The following is an 875-nucleotide window of genomic DNA, read 5'->3' as shown; positions in this document are numbered from 1 at the left end:
GCGCGCCAGCCACGCGGCGCCGTGCGCGGTCGGGCCGGAGCCCACCTGGGCAAAGGTGCCAAGCTGGCGCACGCAGGCGCGCACCGCGCGGCACAGCGCGCGGTGGCCGCCAAACAGGCGCAGGCTGGCGGTGACGTCCAGCATCACCGTGGCCGACTCCGGTTCCTCGTCGACAGTCACGCCCGGCGTGAAATGCAGCAGCGCCAGCGCCACCGCCTCCATCAACGAAGCTTCCGCGGCCAGGTCGCGCTCCAGCTGCACGATATCGGCCGACAGCGCCTGCACGCCGCCGCGGCGCATGCCGTAGCGCACGCCGAGCTGCATCGCCGGGCCGTTGGCCAGCACCACCTGCTCGCGCGCCATCACCGCCACCGGCAGCGCATGGTGCAGCGTGGCGGTGGTGGCAGGCGGGCTCTCAGCGGGCGCCAGCTCAGGCCAGTTGGGCTGCAGGGCGTCCAGGGGCAGGCGCGGCAGGTGCACCGCGATCCAGTACGACATCGGAAGAAGATGGAGAAGACGATTCAGACAAGGCAGGTGCTCCTGCCGGGACAGGCCAGGCGGCTGCGCGCGTGGCCGCTGCCATCCCGTCCAGGCGCAGCAACAGCGGCGTGTCCCGCACCGGCCCGCGCCGCTTGTGGAAGGTGATCGACAGCACATTGCCGGGCAGCGGCGCCAGCAGCAGCCGCAGCACCGCCGGCGACGACTCGCGCAGCGCCGTGGCCGGGCGCAGCGCCCATGCCACCGCGTCGCCGGCCTGCGCCAGCACCTGCAGGCGGCGCAGCGCCTCGGGGCGGGCCGCGGGCAGCCAGACCAGCACGCCGCCAAAGGCCTGGCTGCGCAGCACCTGCTCGGCCGCCCACAGCATGTCGGCCTGC

The 875-nt window shown here is 74.3% G+C and carries 1 protein-coding gene and 1 pseudogene; both read right to left on the bottom strand.

Annotated features, from left to right (window positions below):
- Positions 1-498: DNA polymerase Y family protein (locus tag CF68_RS24335; protein ID WP_035823767.1), on the bottom strand; the 498-nt coding region annotated here is incomplete at its 3' end.
- Positions 431-875, bottom strand: a pseudogene (locus CF68_RS38640) (damage-inducible protein); the annotation flags it as partial. The pseudogene CF68_RS38640 and the gene CF68_RS24335, both read right to left, overlap by 68 nt.

The organism is Cupriavidus sp. SK-4 (genome assembly GCF_000611125.1).
In the GTDB taxonomy this organism is placed as follows: domain Bacteria; phylum Pseudomonadota; class Gammaproteobacteria; order Burkholderiales; family Burkholderiaceae; genus Cupriavidus; species Cupriavidus necator.
The sequence above is the reverse complement of the archived record's forward strand: the minus strand, read 5'-3'. Positions and strand labels throughout refer to the sequence as shown.